At 73.6% G+C, this 19,986-nt stretch carries 13 protein-coding genes; 8 read left to right on the top strand and 5 right to left on the bottom strand.

Going from position 1 to position 19,986, the window contains the following annotated elements; translation table 11 throughout:
* The first annotated feature begins 134 nt into the window (after window positions 1-134).
* The 4 genes from RDI86_RS04100 to RDI86_RS04085 are packed head-to-tail and all read left to right on the top strand — an operon-like array spanning window position 135 to window position 4,769.
* On the top strand, window positions 135-1,826 hold the full coding sequence (locus RDI86_RS04100; protein WP_308820765.1) for a hypothetical protein: 1,692 nt from the start codon (window positions 135-137) through the stop codon (window positions 1,824-1,826).
* A complete protein-coding gene (locus tag RDI86_RS04095; RefSeq protein ID WP_061266643.1) occupies window positions 1,823-2,620 on the top strand; it encodes an SDR family NAD(P)-dependent oxidoreductase in 798 nt (265 codons plus the stop codon). The genes RDI86_RS04100 and RDI86_RS04095 overlap by 4 nt, the downstream gene beginning before the upstream one ends.
* The gene (locus RDI86_RS04090) at window positions 2,617-3,933 is read left to right on the top strand and encodes an enolase C-terminal domain-like protein (protein WP_308820764.1); all 1,317 of its coding nucleotides are present in this window, start codon (window positions 2,617-2,619) and stop codon (window positions 3,931-3,933) included. The genes RDI86_RS04095 and RDI86_RS04090 overlap by 4 nt, the downstream gene beginning before the upstream one ends.
* Entirely contained in the window at window positions 3,930-4,769 is an 840-nt protein-coding gene (locus RDI86_RS04085) for an SDR family oxidoreductase (RefSeq protein ID WP_308820763.1), read from the top strand. The genes RDI86_RS04090 and RDI86_RS04085 overlap by 4 nt, the downstream gene beginning before the upstream one ends.
* A 52-nt stretch (window positions 4,770-4,821) precedes the next feature.
* Here RDI86_RS04085 and RDI86_RS04080 read toward each other — a convergent pair whose 3' ends face one another.
* From RDI86_RS04080 to RDI86_RS04070, 3 genes are read right to left on the bottom strand one after another with little or no spacing between them, the layout of a single operon-like run.
* The gene (locus RDI86_RS04080; RefSeq protein WP_308820762.1) at window positions 4,822-5,190 is read right to left on the bottom strand and encodes a hypothetical protein; all 369 of its coding nucleotides are present in this window, start codon (window positions 5,188-5,190) and stop codon (window positions 4,822-4,824) included.
* A 27-nt stretch (window positions 5,191-5,217) separates the two neighbouring features.
* On the bottom strand, window positions 5,218-5,550 hold the full coding sequence (locus tag RDI86_RS04075) for a nuclear transport factor 2 family protein (protein ID WP_251176551.1): 333 nt from the start codon (window positions 5,548-5,550) through the stop codon (window positions 5,218-5,220).
* A gap of 49 nt (window positions 5,551-5,599) precedes the next feature.
* Window positions 5,600-6,412, bottom strand: a complete 813-nt coding sequence (locus RDI86_RS04070; protein ID WP_043653776.1) for an SDR family NAD(P)-dependent oxidoreductase — start codon at window positions 6,410-6,412, stop codon at window positions 5,600-5,602.
* Window positions 6,413-6,482: 70 nt separating this feature from the next.
* Here RDI86_RS04070 and RDI86_RS04065 point away from each other — a divergent pair, with 70 nt between their 5' ends.
* Complete coding sequence (locus RDI86_RS04065) at window positions 6,483-7,487, top strand: C-terminal binding protein (protein WP_308820761.1); 1,005 nt, start codon at window positions 6,483-6,485, stop codon at window positions 7,485-7,487.
* Window positions 7,488-7,525: 38 nt separating this feature from the next.
* A complete protein-coding gene (locus tag RDI86_RS04060; RefSeq protein WP_076403326.1) occupies window positions 7,526-8,380 on the top strand; it encodes a fumarylacetoacetate hydrolase family protein in 855 nt (284 codons plus the stop codon).
* Window positions 8,381-8,395: 15 nt separating this feature from the next.
* Here the strand turns inward: RDI86_RS04060 and RDI86_RS04055 are convergent, their stop codons facing one another.
* The gene (locus tag RDI86_RS04055) at window positions 8,396-9,268 is read right to left on the bottom strand and encodes an SMP-30/gluconolactonase/LRE family protein (RefSeq protein WP_308820760.1); all 873 of its coding nucleotides are present in this window, start codon (window positions 9,266-9,268) and stop codon (window positions 8,396-8,398) included.
* 208 nt (window positions 9,269-9,476) lie between these two features.
* Here RDI86_RS04055 and trpS point away from each other — a divergent pair, with 208 nt between their 5' ends.
* Both trpS and RDI86_RS04045 read left to right on the top strand, forming a co-directional pair.
* Window positions 9,477-10,610, top strand: coding sequence for a tryptophan--tRNA ligase (gene trpS, locus RDI86_RS04050; RefSeq protein WP_308820759.1), 1,134 nt, complete (start codon window positions 9,477-9,479; stop codon window positions 10,608-10,610).
* 224 nt (window positions 10,611-10,834) lie between these two features.
* Window positions 10,835-17,581, top strand: a complete 6,747-nt coding sequence (locus tag RDI86_RS04045; RefSeq protein WP_308820758.1) for an RHS repeat-associated core domain-containing protein — start codon at window positions 10,835-10,837, stop codon at window positions 17,579-17,581.
* A 455-nt stretch (window positions 17,582-18,036) separates the two neighbouring features.
* On the opposite strand, the gene RDI86_RS04040 is transcribed toward RDI86_RS04045, so the two are convergent.
* Window positions 18,037-19,980, bottom strand: coding sequence for a phosphoenolpyruvate carboxykinase (GTP) (locus RDI86_RS04040; RefSeq protein WP_308820757.1), 1,944 nt, complete (start codon window positions 19,978-19,980; stop codon window positions 18,037-18,039).
* Window positions 19,981-19,986: the final 6 nt, after the last annotated feature.

Raw genomic sequence — 19,986 nt, 5'->3', positions numbered from 1 at the left:
GTCGTGGGGGCGGCGGGCTCGGATCGTCGAGGGTGGGGCGCCGCTGAAGGATAGCGGCCACGGTGCCGTCCCGGGGGCGTCCCGACCGGACTACATGCTATAGCATCGGCACTCCCGAGCCCAGAGGAGGTGCGATGGTCGCCCTGCACACGCGGGCCCCCGTCCCCGCGTTCGTCGGCCTGGCTGGCGTCGCCGTCCGCGACGTGACGCCCGCCCCCGGCATCCGGGCCCGCAACTGGGGCCCGGCGGACTGGGACGTCTCCGAGGGCGCCCACCGCGCGATGACGCTGACCGCCGTGGCGCTCGCGGAGGAGCGCCCCGACCTCGGGGCCGCCGAGCCCCTCGTCCTCGTCACGATCGACGGCACGTGGTGGCGGCGGGTCGACGACGAGGCGACCTTGCGCGCGACCGTCCTCGACGCGACCGGGCTGCCCGTCGAGCGCCTGCTCGTCTCGCTCTCCCACACGCACGCCGGGCCGGTCCTGTGCTCGGGCGACGCCGACCTCGCGGGCGGCGACCGCGGCGTCACCTACCTGCACGACCTGGCGCGCGCCGCGGCCGACGCCGCCGTGGAGGCGATCAGGGCCCTCCGGCCCGCGACCCTCGAGTGGACGACCGGCCGCTGCGGCCTCGCGTCCAACCGCGAGGCGCTGCTCGACGGCTGCGCGGGCGGGCACGCGGGCACGACCGCGGGAGCCGCTGCGGAGAGCGCGCCGCCCCGGCCGCTCGTCGGCTTCAACCCCGACGCCGGCACCCCGCGCTCGCCCGGCGCCGACGCTGCGGACGACACGGTCGTCGTCGGGCGGCTCACGGCGCGCCCCGCGCCCGCCACGGACACCCGGCCCGACGGCGTGGCGCCCGCAGGCGAGGACGTCACCCTCGCGACGATCGTCAACTACGCGTGCCACCCGACGACGCTCGCCTGGCAGAACCGGCTCGTCTCGCCCGACTACGTGGGCGCGATGCGCGACGTCGTCGAGCGCGAGACGGGCGCTCCCGTCGCGTTCCTGCAGGGCGCGTCGGGCGAGCTCGCGCCGCGCGAGCAGTACACGGGCGACACCGCCGTCGCGGACCGGCACGGCACCTCCCTCGGCCATGCCGTGCTCGCGGCGCTCGCCGAGCTCCCGCCGCCGGGCACGGAGCTGGAGCTGACCCACGTCGTCGAGTCCGGCGCGCCGCTCGCGGTCTGGGAGCCCGCGCCGTCGGCCGCGCTCGCGGGCATCGGGACCGGCCCCGGCACCGGCACCGATGCCCGGCCCGACGCACGGACGCTCGCCGCCGTGGCGGAGCCCGTCACGCTCGACCTGCGCGACCTCCCGACGTGGGACGAGCTCGAGGCCGAGTGGGCCGACATCGACCCGCGTTCGCGCGAGGAGCGCCTGCGCCGCGCGCGGAACCTGCGCGACGGCTACGTCACCGGCCCGACCGTCCAGCACCCCACGTGGGTGTGGCGCGTCGGTGAGGCGCTGCTCGTCGCGCACCCGGGCGAGGCGTACTCGCGCCTCCAGCGCACGGTGCGCGCCCATGCCGAGACGCGGCCGGTCGTCGTCGCGAACCTCACCAACGGGCCCGGCTTCGTCTACCTGCCCACCCTCGAGGCGTACGACGTCGGCGCCTACCAGGCGTGGCAGTCGCCGCTCGCGCCGGGCTCGCTCGAACGCCTGGAGCGGCACGCGTGCGCCGTCGTCGACGACGTGCTCGCCGACACCGCCGCCTGGCCGCCCGGCGTCGCCGCACCCGCCGCACCGCCACCCGCCGCACCGCCACCCGCCGCACCGACGTCCGCCGCACCCCCGACCCGTCCCGTCCCCGAGGAGGACCAGTGACCACCCCCGCCCTCGACGCCCCTCGCGTCCCGCTCGCCGTCGTCACCGGGGGAGCGGCCGGCATCGGCCGGGCCGTCGCCGAGCGTCTCGCGACCGACGGGTTCCGGGTCGTGTGCGCGGACGTCGTGCAGCACGACCTCCCCGCGCTCGACCTCGGCGCCGTCCCCGACGCGCCCGGGCTCGTGTGGGCCCCGCTCGACGTCACCGACCACGCCGCCGTGCGTGCCGCGTTCGACGGCCTCGCCGCGGCGTTCGGCGGGATCGACGCGCTCGTCAACAACGCGGGCATCCAGCGCCACCGCGCGCTCGAGGACCTCACGTGGGACGAGTGGTCGGCCGTCGTGGACGTCAACCTGCACGGCGTCTTCGCGTGCCTCCAGGCCGCGGGTCGCCACATGCTCGCGGCGGGCCGGGGCGCCGTCGTCAACATCTCGTCCGTCTCGGCCCGCGGCTCCGCCGGCCGGGCCCCGTACTCCACGACCAAGGCCGCCGTCATCGGGCTCACCGCGACCGCGGGCGCCGAGTGGGCCGCGCGCGGCGTGCGGGTCAACGCCGTCGCGCCCGGGTACATCGACACGGGCGTGTTCCGCCAGGGCGTCGCGCAGGGCACGCTCTCGGAGGAGACGATCCTCGCGCGCATCCCCGCGCGCCGGCTCGCCCAGCCGGAGGAGATCGGCAACGCGGTGAGCTGGCTCGTGTCCGACCAGGCCGCGTACATGGTCGGGCAGACCGTGTACGTCGACGGCGGGTTCCTCGTCGACTACGGCGTGCCGCTCGCCAAGAAGCCGGAGTGAGCGTGGGGTCCGCCGCGCGCGTCGTCGCCGTCCGCACCGCGACGACGGTCGTCCCGCTGCCGCAGCCGCTGCGCCTCGGCGCGATGACGGTCGAGCGCCGCGAGTACGTCGGCGTGCGCGTCGTCGCCGAGACGGACGACGGCCGCACCGTCGCCGGGGAGTCGTACGCGCTCACGCGCGAGGCACCCATGGCCGAGCTCGTGGACCGGCTCGTCGCCCCGCACGTGGTGGGCCAGGAGGTCGTCGCGTCCGACGGCGTCGCAGCACGTCAGAGCGTCGGCGCCGCCTGGGACGCGGCCCTGCGCGGGTCCGCGATCGTCGGTCGCGTGGGCCTCGTGCGGCGCGCGATCGGCCTGGTCGACGTCGCGCTGTGGGACCTCGCGGGCCGCCTCGCCGGTCGTCCCGTGTGGTCCCTGCTCGACGACGGCCCGCACCTCGCGGGGTCCGCGGAGCCGGGTGTCGGCGGCGACGACCGGGACGTTCCGGCACGTGCCGTCGCCGGGAGTCCCCGCGACGTCTCATCCGGGGCGGCCGTCGCAGCGCCACGCCCCGCGATCCTCGTCGCCGCCTACCCGACGCCCGGCCGCACCGCACGCGACGTCGCGGACGAGGTGCTCGCGCACGCGCGCGCCGGGTGGCCGCTCCTGAAGATCTCGCGCTCGCCCGACCGCCTGCTCATGCGCGACCTGCTCGCGATCCTGCGCGCCGAGCTGCCCCACGTCACCGGTCGCCCGACCGTCGCAGGCCGCAGCGGCGTCGTCGTCGACGTGGGCTTCGGCTGGCGCGACGCCGACGAGGCGCTCGCGGACCTCGACGCGTGGGGCGTCACGGGTGCGGCGGGGGAGAGCGCGCCCGCGCTCGCGTGGCTCGAGGACCCGCTGCTGCCCGAGGACGCGGCCGGCGCGGCGCGCGTCCGCGACGCGTCCGGGCTGCCGCTCTCCGTGGGCGACGAGGTCACCGACCCTGAGGTCTTCGCGCGGCTCGACGCGCTGGGCGCGCTCGACGTGCCGCGCGTCGACGTCGTCGCGATCGGCGGCATCACGGCCGCCGACCCGCTCGTGCGCGCGTGGGCGGCGCGGGGGAAGGCCGTGTCCAGCCACGTGTACCCGGAGGTGAGCGTGCACCTGGGCGGAGCGGCGGGCATCGGCGTCGAGACGTTCGACCGCTCGCCCGCGGGCAACCCCTACGACCCCGCGCCGCTGCTCGTGCGTAGCGGTCCCGTGTTCGACGGCGGCCACGCCACCCCGCCCGACGCGCCCGGCCTGGGCTTCACGCTCGACCCCGACCGCTTCGACCTGGAGGCGACCCCGTGACCGGACCCACGGACGGACCCGCGAGCAAGCACCGCAGCGTCGTCGTCACCGGCAGCGGCAAGGGCATCGGCCGCGCCGTGGCCGCGCGCCTCACCGCCGACGGGTGGACCGTCGTCGGGCTGGAGCGCACCCCGGGCTCGGGGACGGTCGAGGAGGGGGTGTGCGCCGCCGTCGTGCTGGGGGACTCGCGCGACCGCGAGGCCCACCGCGAGGCCGCGCGGACCGCGCGCGACCTCGCGCCGCTCGCCGGATGGGTGAACAACGCGGGCATCACCGTCCGCACGCCGCTGCACGCGCTCGCCGACCCGGAGCGGGCAGCGCGGGTCGAGCAGGACGCGCGCGACGTCGTCGAGATCAACGGCCTCGGCTACCTCTGGGGCTGCGCCGCCGCCGTCGAGGCGTTCACCGACCAGGTGAGCGGCGGGTCGATCGTCAACATCGGCTCGATCCACGGCCGCGCGGCGTTCGCCGACCACGCCGCCTACGAGCTGACCAAGGGCGGCATCGACGCGCTCGCGCGCTCCGTCGCCGTGACGTACGGGCGGTACGGCATCCGCGCCAACACCGTCGCGCCGGGCGGGGTGCGCACCCCGCACCTCGACGCGCAGATCGCCCGCGCGGCCGACCCGGCCGCCGAGGAGCGCGCCCTCGCCGAGGGCCCGCCGCTCGGCCGCATCGCCGAGTCCGCGGAGATCGCCGCCCTCGTCGCGTTCCTGCTGTCCGACGAGGGCGGCTACGTGTCCGGCCAGTCGATCGCCGCCGACGGCGCCTGGACCGCATCGTTCGGCGACCCGCCCCACGACCCCGACCTCGACGCGCGGTACGGCCTCACCTGAGGCTCTTCGCATCGGCCGCGCCACGGACCTGTCGCGCCCGGGGCGTGGCCGGTCAGCGGATCGACGGGTCGACGGCCGCTCGTGACTGCGGCGGGTGCTGGTAGTCCGGGGGGAGTGCCTCCCAGGGGCTCCACCCGTCGTCGTCCTGTCGACTCCGGAACCACCGAGCGTCTCCGGCCGCGAGCTCGCTCGGGACGCGTGGCGGCGGCTTCGCCGGCGTCCAGCGCGCCTGGATCTGTCGCTTGTGGAAACCCGCCTCGCTGACGCGTCGTCTCGCGTGGTCCGCGTCGACGGCGTGGCACAGGTACATGCCCGTCCACGAGTCGGCTCCCGCGTCGAGCACCGAGACGCCGTACACCCCGGCGCCCTCTGGGCGGTGCCGTGCCCTGATCTCGGCGCGTGTCGGTCCTGACCTGGTCATGACCAGGAGTCTGCCAGGGGCGCGACGTCAGCCCTTGACCATGCTCGCGCGGGTGATGAGCCCGTCGCGGACCTCGAACGTCGCGACGGTCTCGCCGGTGCCGTTCGACGTCGTGACGAGCTCGCGCGCGACGAGCCAGCGGTCGCCGAACGTCACGGACGCGTCGATGACGCAGTGCAGCGCGGTGTCCTCGAACCGGCTCGCGTAGAACGCGCGCAGGGCGTCGCGGCCGACGATCGGCTCGGGGGTCACGCCGCTCACGACGGCGTCGGGCGCGTAGGTCGCGCAGAAGCCGTCGAGGTCACGGACGTTGAAGGCGTCGACCTGGGCGGTGACGACGGCGGACGGGGACGTGCTCATGGGTGCCTCCTCGTGCAGGGGGTGGGCGAGTGGTGCGGCGGACCGGCGGTCAGTCGATCCGGACGCCGCCGTTGACGTCGTACGTCGCGCCCGTGACGAACCCGGCGCGCGGGGAGGCGAGGGACGCGACGACCCAGGCGACGTCGTCGGGCGTGCCGAAGTCCCCGAGGGGGATGGACGCGGTGAGCCCGGCGCGCGCGTCGGGGGCGAGCTGGTCGGTGATCGCGCTCGTCACGGGGCCGGGCGTCACGGCGTTCACGCGGATGCCCTCGCTCGCGAGGATGCGCGCGAACGAACGCGTGATCGCGAGGATCGCGGCCTTGCTCGCGGCGTAGTGCACGCCGGTCTTGAGCGCGCCCTGCTCGCCCGCGATGGACGAGAGGTTGACAATGGCGCGGTCGCGCGCGGTCCGCTCGTCGGGCGTGACCGTGGCCCCGGCGGGTGACGGACGGTCCGCGCGCAGCAGGGGGAGCGCGGCGCGCGACAGCACGAACGTGCCGCGCGCGTTCGTCTCCATGACGAGGTCCCACTCGTCGAGCTCGATGTCGTCGAGCGCGCGATACGGGCACACGCCGCCGTTGTTGACGAGCACGTCGAGGCGTCCCCAGGCGTCGGTGACCTCGGCGACGAGCGCCTCGACGGACGCGGTGTCGCGCAGGTCGAGGCGCGAGACGCGCGTCGCGGCGCCCTCCTCCTCGCACCGGGCGGCGGTGGCGCGCGCACCGGCCTCGCCGCCGGTGTACGTGAGCCAGACGTCGTGCCCGTCGCGCGCGAGCTGGAGGGCGGTGGCGGCGCCGATGCCGGAGCTGGCGCCGGTGACGAGGGCGAGGCGGCGGCGGGCGCCGTCCGGGGCAAGGGTCATGAGCCCACGCTATAGCATCCGACCGGCCCGAGGGTTGGTCGAGGGTGCTATTTGCTATAGCATTCCTCGTATGACAGCCGACACCGTCGTCATCACCGACTGCGACCTGCCCGGGACCGCGTGCGAGGACACCCTGACCACCGCCGGGCTGCGGGCCGTGCGCGCCGCCGCGCGCACCGAGGACGAGGTGATCGCCGCCGTCGAGGAGGCCGCCGCGAGCGGGTCCGCGCCCTCCGCGCTCGTCGTGCAGTGGGCCCCCATCACGGCCCGCGTGCTCGACGCCGTCGCCGGCCCGGGCGGGGTGCGCATGGTCTCGCGCATGGGCATCGGCTACGACATGGTCGACGTCGCGGCCGCTACCGAGCGCGGCGTCGCCGTCGCGAACACCCCGACCTACTGCATCGAGGAGGTCGCGAGCCACACGGTCGCGATGATCCTCACGCTCGACCGCGGCCTCGTCGCCTACGACCGCGCGGTGCGCGCCGGCACGTGGGCCCCGACGGCGCAGCACGCCGCGCGCCTGTCCAGCACCGTCGTCGCCGTCATCGGCTACGGGCGGATCGGCTCCGAGGTAGCGCGCTCCGCCCGCGCGCTCGGCTACCGCGTGCTCGTGCACGACCCGTTCGTCGATCCGCAGGCCGTGGCGTCCGACGGGCACGAGGCCGTGGGGATCGACGAGGCCGTCGCGCGCGCCGACGTCATCACGCTGCACGCGCCGCTCACCGAGTCGACGCGCCACCTGCTCGACGCCCGCACGCTCGCCGCCGCGAAGCCGGGCGTGCGGGTCGTCAACACGTGCCGCGGGCCGCTCATCGACGAGGACGCTCTCGCCGACGCGCTCGCGTCCGGCCACGTGGGCTCGGCCGCGCTAGACGTCTACGCGACCGAGCCGCTGCCCGCCGACTCGCGCCTGCGCACGCTGGACAACGTGCTGCTCACCCCGCACGCCGCGTGGTTCTCGCCCGAGGCCATGCAGGACCTCCCCGTGCACACCGCGCGCAACGCCGTCGACTTCCTCGCGGGCCGCCCCGTGCCGTCGATCGTCAACCCGGACCACGCGCGCGCCCTCGCCTGAGGAACCGCGCCACCCGCCCCGACCTAGGAGACCCACCCGTGCAGCTCGTCCGACTCGGCCCCCTCGGCCAGGAGCGTCCCGCCGTCCGCGAGGACGGGGTCGTGTACTCCCTCGACCCGCTCACCCGCGACATCGACGGCGCGTTCCTCGCGGCCGACGGCGTCGGCCGGGTCCGCGCGGCGCTCGCCGCGGGCGCACTGCCCGTGCTCGACGGCGCCGACGAGCTGCGCGTCGGCGCGCCCGTCGCCCGGCCGACGGCCGTCGTCTGCATCGGGATGAACTACGCGGAGCACGCCGCCGAGTCCGGCTCGACGCCGCCCGACGTCCCGATCGTCTTCTGGAAGCACTCGAACACGGTCGTCGGCCCGCACGACGACGTGCTCGTGCCGCCCGGGGCGACGACGGTCGACTGGGAGGTCGAGCTCGGCGTCGTGATCGGCCGCCGGGCGCGCTACCTGTCGTCCCCGGAGGAGGCGCTCGAGCACGTCGCGGGCTACGTCCTGTCCCACGACGTCTCCGAGCGCGACTACCAGATGAAGGTCTCCGGCGGTCAGTGGTCGAAGGGCAAGAGCTGCGAGACGTTCAACCCGCTCGGCCCGTGGCTCGTCCCCGCCGACGAGGTGGACGTCCAGAACCTCGGGCTCCGGTCCTGGGTCAACGGCGAGCCCCGCCAGGACTCGACGACGGCCGACATGATCTTCGACGTCGCGTACCTCGTGCACCACCTGTCGCAGTACATGGTCCTCGAGCCGGGCGACCTCATCAACACCGGCACCCCGCAGGGCGTCGCCCTGTCCGGGCGCTTCCCCTACCTGCGCGCGGGCGACGTCGTCACCCTCGAGATCGACGGCCTGGGCCGCGCCGAGCAGCGCGTGCGCGACGCCGTCCGCTGACGACCGCGGGGACGCTCAGCCCGCGAACGGCAGGGCCGGGAGCCCCCGGACCCCCGGGTCCGCCACGAACAGCGACCCCGACGCGGCCTCGTCCGCGTCGGGGTCGTCCAGCCCTTGGCGCGAGGTCGTGACGAACAGCCGGTCGAGGTCGTCGCCGCCGAACGTGCACGCGCTCACCTGCGACACCGGGAGCGGGACGACGGCGTCGAGCGTGCCGTCGGGGGAGTAGCGCCGGACGGCCCCGCCGCCCCACAGCGCCACCCAGACGCCGCCCTCGGCGTCGACCGTGAGGCCGTCCGGCATGCCGTCGTCGGGGTCGATCTCCACGAACGGCCGGCGCCGCACGAGACCGCGCGAGTCCTCCGCGGCGGGCACGACGTCGAGCACGTCGATCCGCCGCGTCGCGGAGTCGACGTAGTAGGCCCGCGACCCGTCGGGCGAGAACCCGAGCCCGTTCGACACCTCGACGCCGTCGAGCGCGACGCGCGACGACCCGTCCGACTCCACCCGGTACAGCGCGCTCGGCCGCTCGCCCTCGGCCTGGCCGCCCACGTAGAACGCGCCGTCGGGCGCCGCCGCCCCCTCGTTGAGGCGGACCGTCGGGTCGTCGACGAGCGTCGCGAGCGTGCGGACGGGGGCGCCGTCGCCGTCCGCCACCGCGACCGACCGCGCGAGCCCGACGACGAACCCGCCCCCGGTCCGCGGCCGCACCACGGCCGCGTGGTCGCCCACGTGGAGGCGGTCGACGCCGCCGTCGGGCCGGAGCGTGAGGAGGTCGCCCGCGAGCATGTCCACGTACCGCAGGCCGCCCCAGCCCGGCCACCACACCGGGCCCTCCGCGTGGTAGGCGACGGGACCGGTGACGTTCTCGACGGAGATCTCAGGCATCCGACCATTCTCGCCGAGGGCCGTCGCCCCGCGCGGCGGGCGTAAGGTGGACGCATGATCACGCAGAGCTGGTGGTGGCTGCCTCCGCAGCCGTGACCAGTCCTGCCCACGTCCCGAGCTGCGCGCCGCAGCCGGGACGTCGTCATGTCCGGGCCGGTCCGGTCCTCGACCGGGCGTGGTGCGTGGCTCCCCACCGAAGGAGAGCACCATGACCACGACCCTCGACCCCGCGCCGTCGGCCCTCCCGTCCGCGACGCCGTCCGGGCTGTCTGCGTCGACCGCGTCCGTCGCGGCGGCCCGCGAGCGGTCCGCGCAGATCGAGGCCCGGCTCGCGACCGACCCGTCCGGCTTCCGCGTCCTCACCGGCGACCGCCCGACGGGCGCGCTGCACCTCGGGCACTACCTCGGCACCCTCGCGAACCGCGTCCGGCTGCAGGACGACGGCGTCGAGGTCGTGCTCGTCGTCGCCGACTACCAGGTCATCACCGACCGCGACGACGCCGGAGACCTGCGCGCCACCGTGCGCGAGGTCGTCCTCGACTACCTCGCGGCCGGGATCGACCCCGCCCGCACGACGGTCTTCGCGCACTCCGCCGTCCCCGCGCTCAACCAGCTCCTGCTGCCGTTCCTCAGCCTCGTCACGACCGCCGAGATCGAGCGGAACCCGACCGTCAAGGCCGAGGCCGTCGCGGCCGCCGCACGGCAGGGCCGCCCCATGAGCGGCCTGCTGTTCACCTACCCGGTGCACCAGGCCGCCGACATCCTGTTCTGCCACGGCAACCTCGTGCCCGGCGGGCAGGACCAGCTCCCGCACGTCGAGCTCACGCGCACCGTCGCACGACGCTTCAACCAGCGCTACGCCGCCGCGCAGCCGTACTTCCCCGAGCCCGACGTCCTGCTCGCCCCCGCGCCCACCGTGCTCGGCACCGACGGGCACAAGATGAGCAAGTCCGCGGGCAACGCGCTCGAGCTGCGCGACGACGAGGACGCCACCGCGCGCTTCGTCCGCCGCCACCGCACCGACTCCGAGCGGCACGTCACCTACGAGCCCGAGCGCCGGCCCGAGGTCGCGAACCTCCTCACGCTGGGCGCGTTCGCCGCCGGGACGACGCCCGAGGCCCTCGCGGACGAGGTCGGCGCCGCCGGGGCGGGCCGCCTCAAGCAGGTGGTGACCGAGGCGCTCGTCGAGCACCTGCGCCCCCTGCGGGCCCGCCGTCGTGCCCTCGCCGCGGGGGACGGGCCCGACCCGCTCGACGTGCTGCGCGAGGGCAACGCCCGCGCGAACGCGACCGCCGAGCGCACCCTCGCCGAGGTCCGCGAGCTCATGGGCACCGCGTACTGACGCCAGGACGTCGCTCGCGCGGTGGGCCGCCGGCAGAGTGGCGCCTCGCGCGAGCGTCGTCCCGGCGGGACCGTGGCGCAGGACTCTCGCCGTGCGCTATGGTCCGTGCACCTTCGCTGGTTGTGAGCTCGCTGAGAACCAGGCTGGGGCCTGCCCGCAGGGGGTGTGGGCTTCGGTTTCCGGTGCGCGCTGGTGCGTGCCGTGACAGATCGGGCTGGTTCGCGATGGCGTTCTTGGTGTCGTTCTCTGGTGTTCCTGGTGCGTGGCGGGCGTCGATCGCCGCCCTCGCGGGGGCGGTCGCGCTGAGCGTGGGAGTGGTCTCGCTCCCTGCGCCGGCGGTCGCCGCGTCCCTCCCGGCGGAGGCCGCCGCCGAACCCGCGGCGGTGGACCCGGCACTCGTGCCGCGGACCGCCCCGGACTCCGGGTCCGCGATGGTGAACGCGCGACTTGCCGGCGCGCCCGTGGAGGACCTGTCCCAGCGCACGGAGTCCGGTTCGGTGTGGGCGTTGCCGAACGGGCAGTGGACGGCGCAGCAGGGGTCGGGCCCGGTGTGGGTGCAGACCGGCGGTGACGGCACCGCGGAGGAGGACTGGGCGCAGGTCGACCTCACGCTCGAGGCCGGCGAGGACGGGGTGGTGCGCCCGGTCGCCGCGGTTTCGGGGCTGGAGATCTCCGGTGCCGTCGAGGTCGCTGACGACGCTCCGGTCGAGCTGGCCTCGGTGACGGACACCGAGACCGGTGTGGTCTCCGCGATGCACTGGACGGGCGCGTTGCCGGAACCGGTGCTGGAAGGCCGGCGGGCGACGTACGAGGGCGTCTCTGAGGGCCTGGACCTGGTCGTCGAGGCGACGAACAGCGGGTTCGAGCAGTTCTTCGTCGCGCACGACGCGGAGGCGGCGCGAGCGGCGATCGAGGATCCGCTGGTCGTGACGGCCGAGGGCGGCACGGTGGCGGCGACCGCTGACGGTGGGTTCGAGGTGAGCGCGCCGTCGGGCGAGGTCGTGGGCGTGGGGGCGACGCCGTTGGCCTGGGACGCGCAGGTGGAGGAGCACCGTCCGGACTCCCTGCTCGAGCCCGCGGTGTCGATCGACCCGGAGGCGCCGCGGTTGGCGCCGCTGCCCGAGCTGGACGTGCTGTACGGCAAGGAGGCCGAGGGCGGGCAGGCGCCCGCGGCGAAGACGCCTGCCGGGACGCCGACCGCCGGTGGCAGCGGCCCCGTGGTCCCCGTGGAGGCCGACCCGTTGTCGGAAGCGGTGACCCTGGAGGAGTCGGTGACGATCGCCGACGCCTCGACCGCGCAGGTAGAGCTGTCCGGGGTGGAGGCCCTGATCACGGATGCGGGGACGCAGTTCCCCGTGGTGATCGACCCACAGGTCAACCTGAACAAGGGGCTCGACCTGTACGTGCAGACGGACACGACGGTCGACACGTCGGCGCGCACGTACATGCAGATGGGCACCTACAACGGCGGTGCGGTGAAGGCGCGCGGGATCATCAACTTCCCGACGTCGGCGATCGCCGGCAAGGTCGTGTCTGCGGCGACGATGGAGCTGTGGAACTTCCACTCCTACTCGTGCCAGGCACGGAACTGGGAGCTGTGGCACACCGGGGGGATCTCGACCGCGACACGGTGGTCGAACCAGCCCGGGTGGTTGACGCGGCAGCTGACGACGTCGCAGACCAAGGGGTACGCCGACTCGTGCGGTGACGGCTGGGTCACGATGGACGTCAAGGGTGCGATGACCTACGCCGCGAACCGGGGGGACTCCCAGATCACGCTCGGGGTGAAGGCGGAGAACGAGTCCGACACCTACGGGTGGAAGAAGTTCAACTCCGCCGACGCAGGTTCCTACGTCCCTTCCATCTGGGTCACGTACAACTCCTACCCGAACGTGTCCACGAACTCGGGGCACAGCGCGGGGGAGTACGCGTGGTGGCCGAGCTCGACCGCTGCGAACCGCGTGCTCTACGTCAAGGTCGCCAAGCCCAAGTTCTACTCGGTGGTGACCGACCCCGACGGCGGCAACGTCAAGGGCTTGTTCTCCGTGCTCAACCCTGCCGGGACCGCGGTCTGGAACCAGCTGCCCGGATCGAGCGTCGCGTCGGGCGGGCGGTCGCAGTTCGTGCCCGCCACGTCGACCCCCGCCCTCGTCAACGGGACCGCGTACACCACACGAGTGTGGTCGAGCGACGGTGCGCTGACCTCGAAGACCTACTCCAGCTGGGGTTTCACCGTCGACACGAGCGCGCCGACGGCTCCGACGATCACCGCGTCGGGATACACGAACGGCCAGTGGAAGGACACGCCGCCGTCGTCGAACGCCTTCACGTTGAAGTCGACCTCGACGGACGTCGTCCGGTTCGAGTACTCCCTGGACGGCGGGGCATGGACCTCGATCGCCGCGACGGGCACGACACCGACGGCGACGATCAGCTGGAACCCCGTGAACGGGGCGCACACGCTGAAGGTGCGTGCGATCGACAAGGCCGCGTGGACCTCGGCCGAGACGACGTTCGGGTTCGGCTCCGGTGGCGCGGCGCTGGCGTCGCCGGTCACGGGGCTCAAGTCGACGGACACCTTCCAGGTCAAGGCCAGCAGTCCTTCGACCGCGTCGGGAACGGTGACGCCGTCGATCTGGTGGCGGGCCGCGGGCACGGCGGAGCCGGCCAACTACGACGCCTCGAAGGGCTCGACCACCGGGTGGACGAAGGCGACAGATCTGCCCGCCGTCGCAGCGAACGCCGCGGTGGCGGTGAACAAGCAGTGGTCGGCGGCGGAGGCAGCGGAAGCCCTGGGGAAGTCGCGGGTCCCGGTCCTGCTGGACGTCCAGGTGTGCTTCACCTACTCCGCCTCCGGGATCGTGCGCTGCACCTGGAACCAGGACACGACGTCGCGCTCGTCCGTGGTGCGCGTACCGCACGCGTTCGGTGACAACTACCCGGTCGCTGACGCCGGCCCGGGGCAGGTCGCGCTGTGGACGGGGGAGTTCAACACCTCCGCGACGGACGTCTCCGTGCCCGGGTACGTGGGTGACCTGTCGGTCTCGCGGTCGTACTCCTCCCAGGCCGGTACCGACGACACGTCGGTGTTCGGGCCGGGGTGGAAGGCGTCGTTCGACGGCACCGACATCGGGATCGCCGGGTTCGAGGTCGTGGACTCCACCGACGTGGACGGCACGATCTCCCTGATCGACGACGAGGGTGGCGCACTCGTGTTCCGTCAGCCCGACGGCACGAAGATCGCGATGAAGCCGGGCCAGTACACCGCGGTCGACGAGGACACCGCCACGGTCGGCGCCAAGCTCAGCCTGACCGGCACCGGCACCGCGGCCACGCTCGACTTCACCGAGGAAGACGGCACCGTCACCCGGTTCACCTACTCCCACACCGCGGGAGGTGACCGGGTGTGGCTGCCTGCATCGGTGACGGAACCGGGCACTGCCGGAGCGACGTCGTTCACGCGTGACGCCACGACGAAGAAGATCACCCGCATCCTCGCCCCCGTTCCCCCCGGGGTCACGTGCCCGGCCACGGGCGCGCTGAACCCGGGATGCCGGGCTGTCGACATCACCTACGCCGCCACCACCGCGGGCACCGATGTCGCCGGGCAGGTCAAGCAGATCTCCTACACCGCCTACGACCCGGACAAGGCCGGGGGCGCAGGCATGAGCACCGTCGTCGTGGCGACCTACGAGTACGACTCCGCGAAGCGCCTGGCGAAGGTCACCGACCCGCGAGTGGGGCTGTCCACGAGCTACGCCTACGGCGGTCCCTCGACGTCCGGGCAGCCTCTGCTGACCACCGTCATCCCGTCCGGCCTCGCTCCCTACACCCTCGCCTACGGTGCCTCGTCCCAGGACGCGAAGTCCCTGCTGACGGTCGAGCGGGCGCCCGCCACGACGGGCGGGGCCGCGGCACGGCTGTCCCGGTTCGTGTACGGGATCGACCCGGCGACGACGAGCACGGCGCTGCCCGACCTCAAGGCCGCCGCCACGACCACCTGGGGCCAGGAGACGCCTCCGTCGTACGGGGCCGCGGTGTTCTCCGCTGACAGGCAGCAGGTCTCCGGCTCCGGACCTGGTGACGTTACTGCGGCCGACTGGCCGTACGCGGACCTGCAGTACACCGACGCCGAGGGTCGCGTGGTCAACACCGCCGCTTTCGGGGCCGGGGACTGGCAGGTCACCGCGACCCGGTACGACTCCGGCGGACGCACCGTGCACGAGCTCGACCAGAAGGCCACCGCCCAGCTGCGCGCCCTGACCGCAGCCCAGGGCCAGCTCGCGACCGAGGTCATCGACTCCTACGCCACCATCACCCGTTACAACGCCGACATCACCGCAGCCACCGCGATCACCCACGACGGCGGCACCATCGCGGCCGGGACCGTGCTGACCCCCGCCGGGACCGTCGTCACCGACGTGTGGGAACCTGCGCGGGAGACCAGCAACGGGCTGCTGCGCAAGCACACCCGCACCGACTACGACCAGGGCGCGCCCAACGGCGGGGTGAACCCCAAGACGGGGATCGCCTACCGCCTGCCCACGGCCGTCACGGTCACCGAGGCGGACGCGCTCACCGGCAGCAGCGACACCAGCGTGCCGGTAGCGACCGGTGAGACGGTCGTGTCGCAGGCGCTCTCCGGGTACGACGCCATCGACGGAGCCCCGCACACCGACAAGACCTCCGGCTGGTTCCTCGGGCAGGCCACGACGTCGACCACGGTGATGGACGACCCTGCGCAGAACATCGTCACGAAGACCCGGTACGACGTCGAGGGCAAGGTGGTCGAGTCCCGCAAGCCCGGCGCCACCGGCAGCGATGCCGCGACGACGCGCAACGGCTACTACACCGCGGCTGCCCAGACCGGCGTCTTCGCCGCGTGCGGGAGCAAGCCCGAGTGGGCGGGTCTCGCCTGCTCCACCCGCACCGGCGAGTCCACGCCCACCCTGCCCGTCGAGACGACGACGAAGTACTCCTACTACCTGGCACCGCGCGAGTCCGTGGAGTCGCTCGGTGCGACGACGCGGACCACCACCACGACGTACGACGCCGCCGGGCGCACCGTCCGGGTCGGCACCGTGGCGACGGGTCTCGCCGGGTCGACCCCGGTCCCGGCGACGCGCACGGACTACGACGCCGCGACCGGACAGGTCGCCGCGACCGTGACCCTCGGTGCGACGGGGGCCGAGACCGGGCGCATCTCCACGCGATACGACGCCTGGGGGCGCCAGACGACGTACACCGACTCCGACGGCGCCGTCACCACCACGACCTACGACGCTGCGGGGCGGGTCGCGAAGGTCACCGACCCGATCCGGTCGGTCGAGTACGGGTACGACGCCGAGGGCGAGCGCCGCGGTCTGCCCACCCTGGTCAAGATCCCTGGCACCGGGCAGTTCACCGCCACCTACGACGCCACCGGCGCGATGACGAGCCAGTCTCTGCTCGGTGGCCGCGTCACCCAGCGGCTGACGTACGACCGTGCCGGCGAGCTCACCGAGCTCGCCTACACGGGTGCCGCCATGCCGGGCGACCCCGAGCAGGACCTGCTCGCCTGGTCGATCGATTCCGACGTCCTCGGGCGGACCACCACCCTCACGTCGACGGCGGGGACGGGCGACACCGGTATCGCCCGCACGCAGTCCTTCACCTACGACAAGGGCGAACGCCTCACCGCGGTCTCCGACACCACCGGCGGGACCTGCACCACCCGGACCTACGGGTTCGACGTGCGTGGCAACCGCCTCGCGCAGAACGCGACCGCGTACGACACCGACTGCGCCAGCGTTCCGGCGAGCACCGTCGGCAAGGCCTGGAACTACGACGGCGCCGACCGCGTCCAGAAGGGGGCGAACGGGGCGGGGAGCTACGTCTACGACCTCCTCGGACGCCAGACCACGCTGCCCGGTGCCGACACCCCCGCAGGAGCCGGGGCCGGTGACCTGACGGTCGGTTACTACGACACCGACGCCGCGCGGAGCCTGACCCAGAACGGCACCACCACCACCTACACGCTCGACCCCGCCGGGCGCCGCCACACCGCGTCCACGGTCAGCGGCACGACCACGACCAGCACGGTGCGGCACTACACCGACACCAGCGACAACCCCGGCTACGCGACCAAGACCGGGACCGGCAGCCCGGTCACCACCTGGTACGGCGCCTCGATCGCCGGCGACCTCGGCCTGGAGATCACCGGCACCACCGCCACCCTGTCCCTCATCGATCCGATCGGCTCCATCGCCACGACCGTCGCTCTGCCCGCGGTCGACCAGCCGCTCCAGCTGGGCGCACTCGGCACCTGGGACGAGTACGGCAACCCGATCACCACCCCGACGCAGACCGGCGCGATCACCTACGGCTGGCTCGGCGGCAAGGAACGTGCCCGCGACACCACCGGGCTTACTCTCATGGGTGCTCGGCTGTACAACCCCACGACCGGCCTCTTCACCAGCACCGACCCTGTTTCGGGCGGTAACACCACCGCTTATACGTATCCTCAGGACCCAATCAATCAGCATGATCTTGACGGTCAAGTAAAGTGGAAGAAGATCTGGAGCAAGGCGAAGAGGTTTGGCCGGTCGGTTGGGAACCACTTTCGTAAGAACTGGAGAACGTACGCTCAAGCGGGGATCGTGATCGCAGGAGCGATCGCTGCCGGCGCGTGCGCCGCCGCAACTGCTGGCGTGTGCGCCGGCGCCGGTGGCCTCATCATGTCAGCGGCGATCGGCGCTGCCACTGGGGTTGGGGCCTACCATGTGGGGACCCCTAAGAACAAGAGGACGAGAAGCGGGTACCTGCAGGCTGCGGGGTGGGGAGCGCTGCCGGGACCTGTAGGCAAATGGTTGGGCATGCGACAGATGGGCAGAGTTGTCCAGCCCCGATGGCTCACTAGCCGGTTGTTTGGGACGAACGGTGGCAAGCACACCCGGCCCATCCTCAACCGGTGGTCAGGCGCGAGGAGATAACGGTGAGGCCCAAGTCCTATCTGGCGTACATGGCTCGGTTAGTTGTGGCCGGAATCGCCTTTTTCGTGGTGGGGGTATCGAACATGTTGGACTTGGGTGGCCCGTTGCGTTGGGCTCTGACGGGCTGCCTGGGTTGCGCCTTTGCGATCTGCCTTTCACAAACGCCGCTGTCAGGCACACTTGATGATCGGAGCGCCCGCGGTTCTGGCGAAGAGAATCCACCGTCCCAACTGCGTGGCGGAAAGCGTCACCCGTAAACTGGCCGGCTGGTACGGCCCCAGCCGCCCGAGGCTCGCTCTGGGGGTCACCGTCGAGAACCTCTTTCCCTGCGTACGAACGAAGGTCAGCACCGCTTTTGACGAGAGCAATCGCTGCGTTGCAAGCCGCTGCGACGTCCTACCGCATCAATGCGGGCTCGTGGCTCCCATTCAAACGGGACCGCCTCGCTCGGGCGGCTACCCCCGCCCGAGGCGGTCCCGCAGGCGCGCGAGCTGCGCCCAGAGCTCGTCGGGCACGCGGTTGCCGAAGGTGTCGAAGAACTCCGCGGTCAGCTCGGCCTCGGCGAGCCACTGCTCGGGCGAGACGTCGAACAGGGCGTCGAGGTCGGCGTCGTCCAGGTCGAGGCCGCCGAGCTCGAGCGCGCCGGGCGCGGGGAGCAGGCCGACGGGGCTCTTCACGGCGCCGCTGTCGGTGCGGGCGCCGCGCGAGCGGTCGACCTGTGCCGCGATCCACGCGACGACGCGCGCGTTCTCGCCGAACCCGGGCCAGAGGAACCGGCCGTCGGCGTCCTTGCGGAACCAGTTGACCTGGAAGATCTTGGGGCGCTTCTCGGGGTCGAGGGAGGCGCCGACGCGGAGCCAGTGCGCCCAGTGGTCGGCCATGTTGTAGCCGCAGAAGGGCAGCATCGCGAACGGGTCGCGGCGCAGCGCGCCGACGGTGCCCTCGGCGGCGGCGGTCTGCTCGGAGGAGATGGTGGCGCCCATGAAGACGCCGTGCTCCCAGCCGTACGCCTGCGCGACGAGCGGGACGTTGGTCGCGCGGCGTCCGCCGAAGACGATCGCGTCGATCGGGACGCCGTCGGGGTCTTCCCAGGAGTCGGCGATCGTCGGGCACTGCGCCGCGGAGACGGTGAACCGCGAGTTCGGGTGCGCGGCGGGGCGGCCGGCGTCGGGCGTCCAGTCCTGGCCGGTCCAGTCGATCAGGTGCGCCGGCGGCTCGGGGGTCAGGCCCTCCCACCAGACGTCGCCGTCGTCGGTGAGCGCGACGTTCGTGAAGATCGTGTCGCGCGCGAACGTCTCGACGGCGGCGGGGTTGGTCTCGACGCCGGTGCCGGGCGCGACGCCGAAGAAGCCGGCCTCGGGGTTGATCGCGCGCAGGCGGCCGTCGGGGCCGGGGCGCAGCCACGCGATGTCGTCGCCGATGGTCTCGACGGTCCAGCCGGGGATCGTCGGTCGCAGCATCGCGAGGTTGGTCTTGCCGCACGCGGACGGGAAGGCCGCGGCGAGGTGGTAGGCCCGGCCCTCGGGCGACGTCGCGCGGATGAGCAGCATGTGCTCGGCGAGCCAGCCCTCGTCGCGCGCCATCGCGGACGCGATGCGCAGCGCGAAGCACTTCTTGCCGAGGAGGGCGTTGCCGCCGTACCCGGAGCCGTACGACCAGATCTCGCGCGTCTCCGGGAAGTGGACGATGTACTTCGTGTCGTTGCACGGCCACGGCACGTCCTCGGAGACCGCCCCGGTGTCGTCGACGAGGGGCGCGCCCACCGAGTGCACGGCGGGCACGAACGCGGCACCGGCGTCGATGAGGTCCATGACGGCCGTCCCGACGCGCGTCATGATCCCCATGCTCACGACGACGTACGGCGAGTCGGTGACCTGGATGCCGACCTGGGAGATGGGGCCGCCCACCGGGCCCATCGAGAACGGCACGACGTACATCGTGCGGCCGCGCATCGAGCCCTCGAACACGTCGCGGAGCTCGGCGCGCATGGCCTCCGGCTCGCGCCAGTTGTTGGTCGGGCCGGCGTCGACCTCCTCGCGCGAGCAGATGAACGTGCGCGACTCGACGCGCGCGACGTCGCTCGGGTCGGAGCGCGCGAGGTAGCTCCCGGGGCGCAGCTCCGGGTCGAGGGGCAGGAGCGTCCCGGCGTCGACGAGGAGGTCGGTCAGGCGCTGCTTCTCCGCCGCGGAGCCGTCGCACCAGACGATCGCGTCCGGCTCGGTGAGGGTCGCGATCTCCCGCACCCAGGCGCGCGCGTCGCGCGGACGAGGGTCGGCCGTGCCGCCTCGCTGCCCCGGCGACCGGTCCGTCGACAGCCCGGCGAGGTCGGTCTCGACGTCGTCGAGCAGCGCGGCCTGGCGGGTGCGGCGGGTCTGGCGGGGGCCTGCGGCGGTGGTCATGGGTTC

Origin of the sequence: Cellulosimicrobium sp. XJ-DQ-B-000, from assembly GCF_031119065.1 — a bacterium.
Classification (GTDB): Bacteria; Actinomycetota; Actinomycetes; order Actinomycetales; family Cellulomonadaceae; genus Cellulosimicrobium; species Cellulosimicrobium funkei.
The sequence above is the reverse complement of the archived record's forward strand: the minus strand, read 5'-3'. Positions and strand labels throughout refer to the sequence as shown.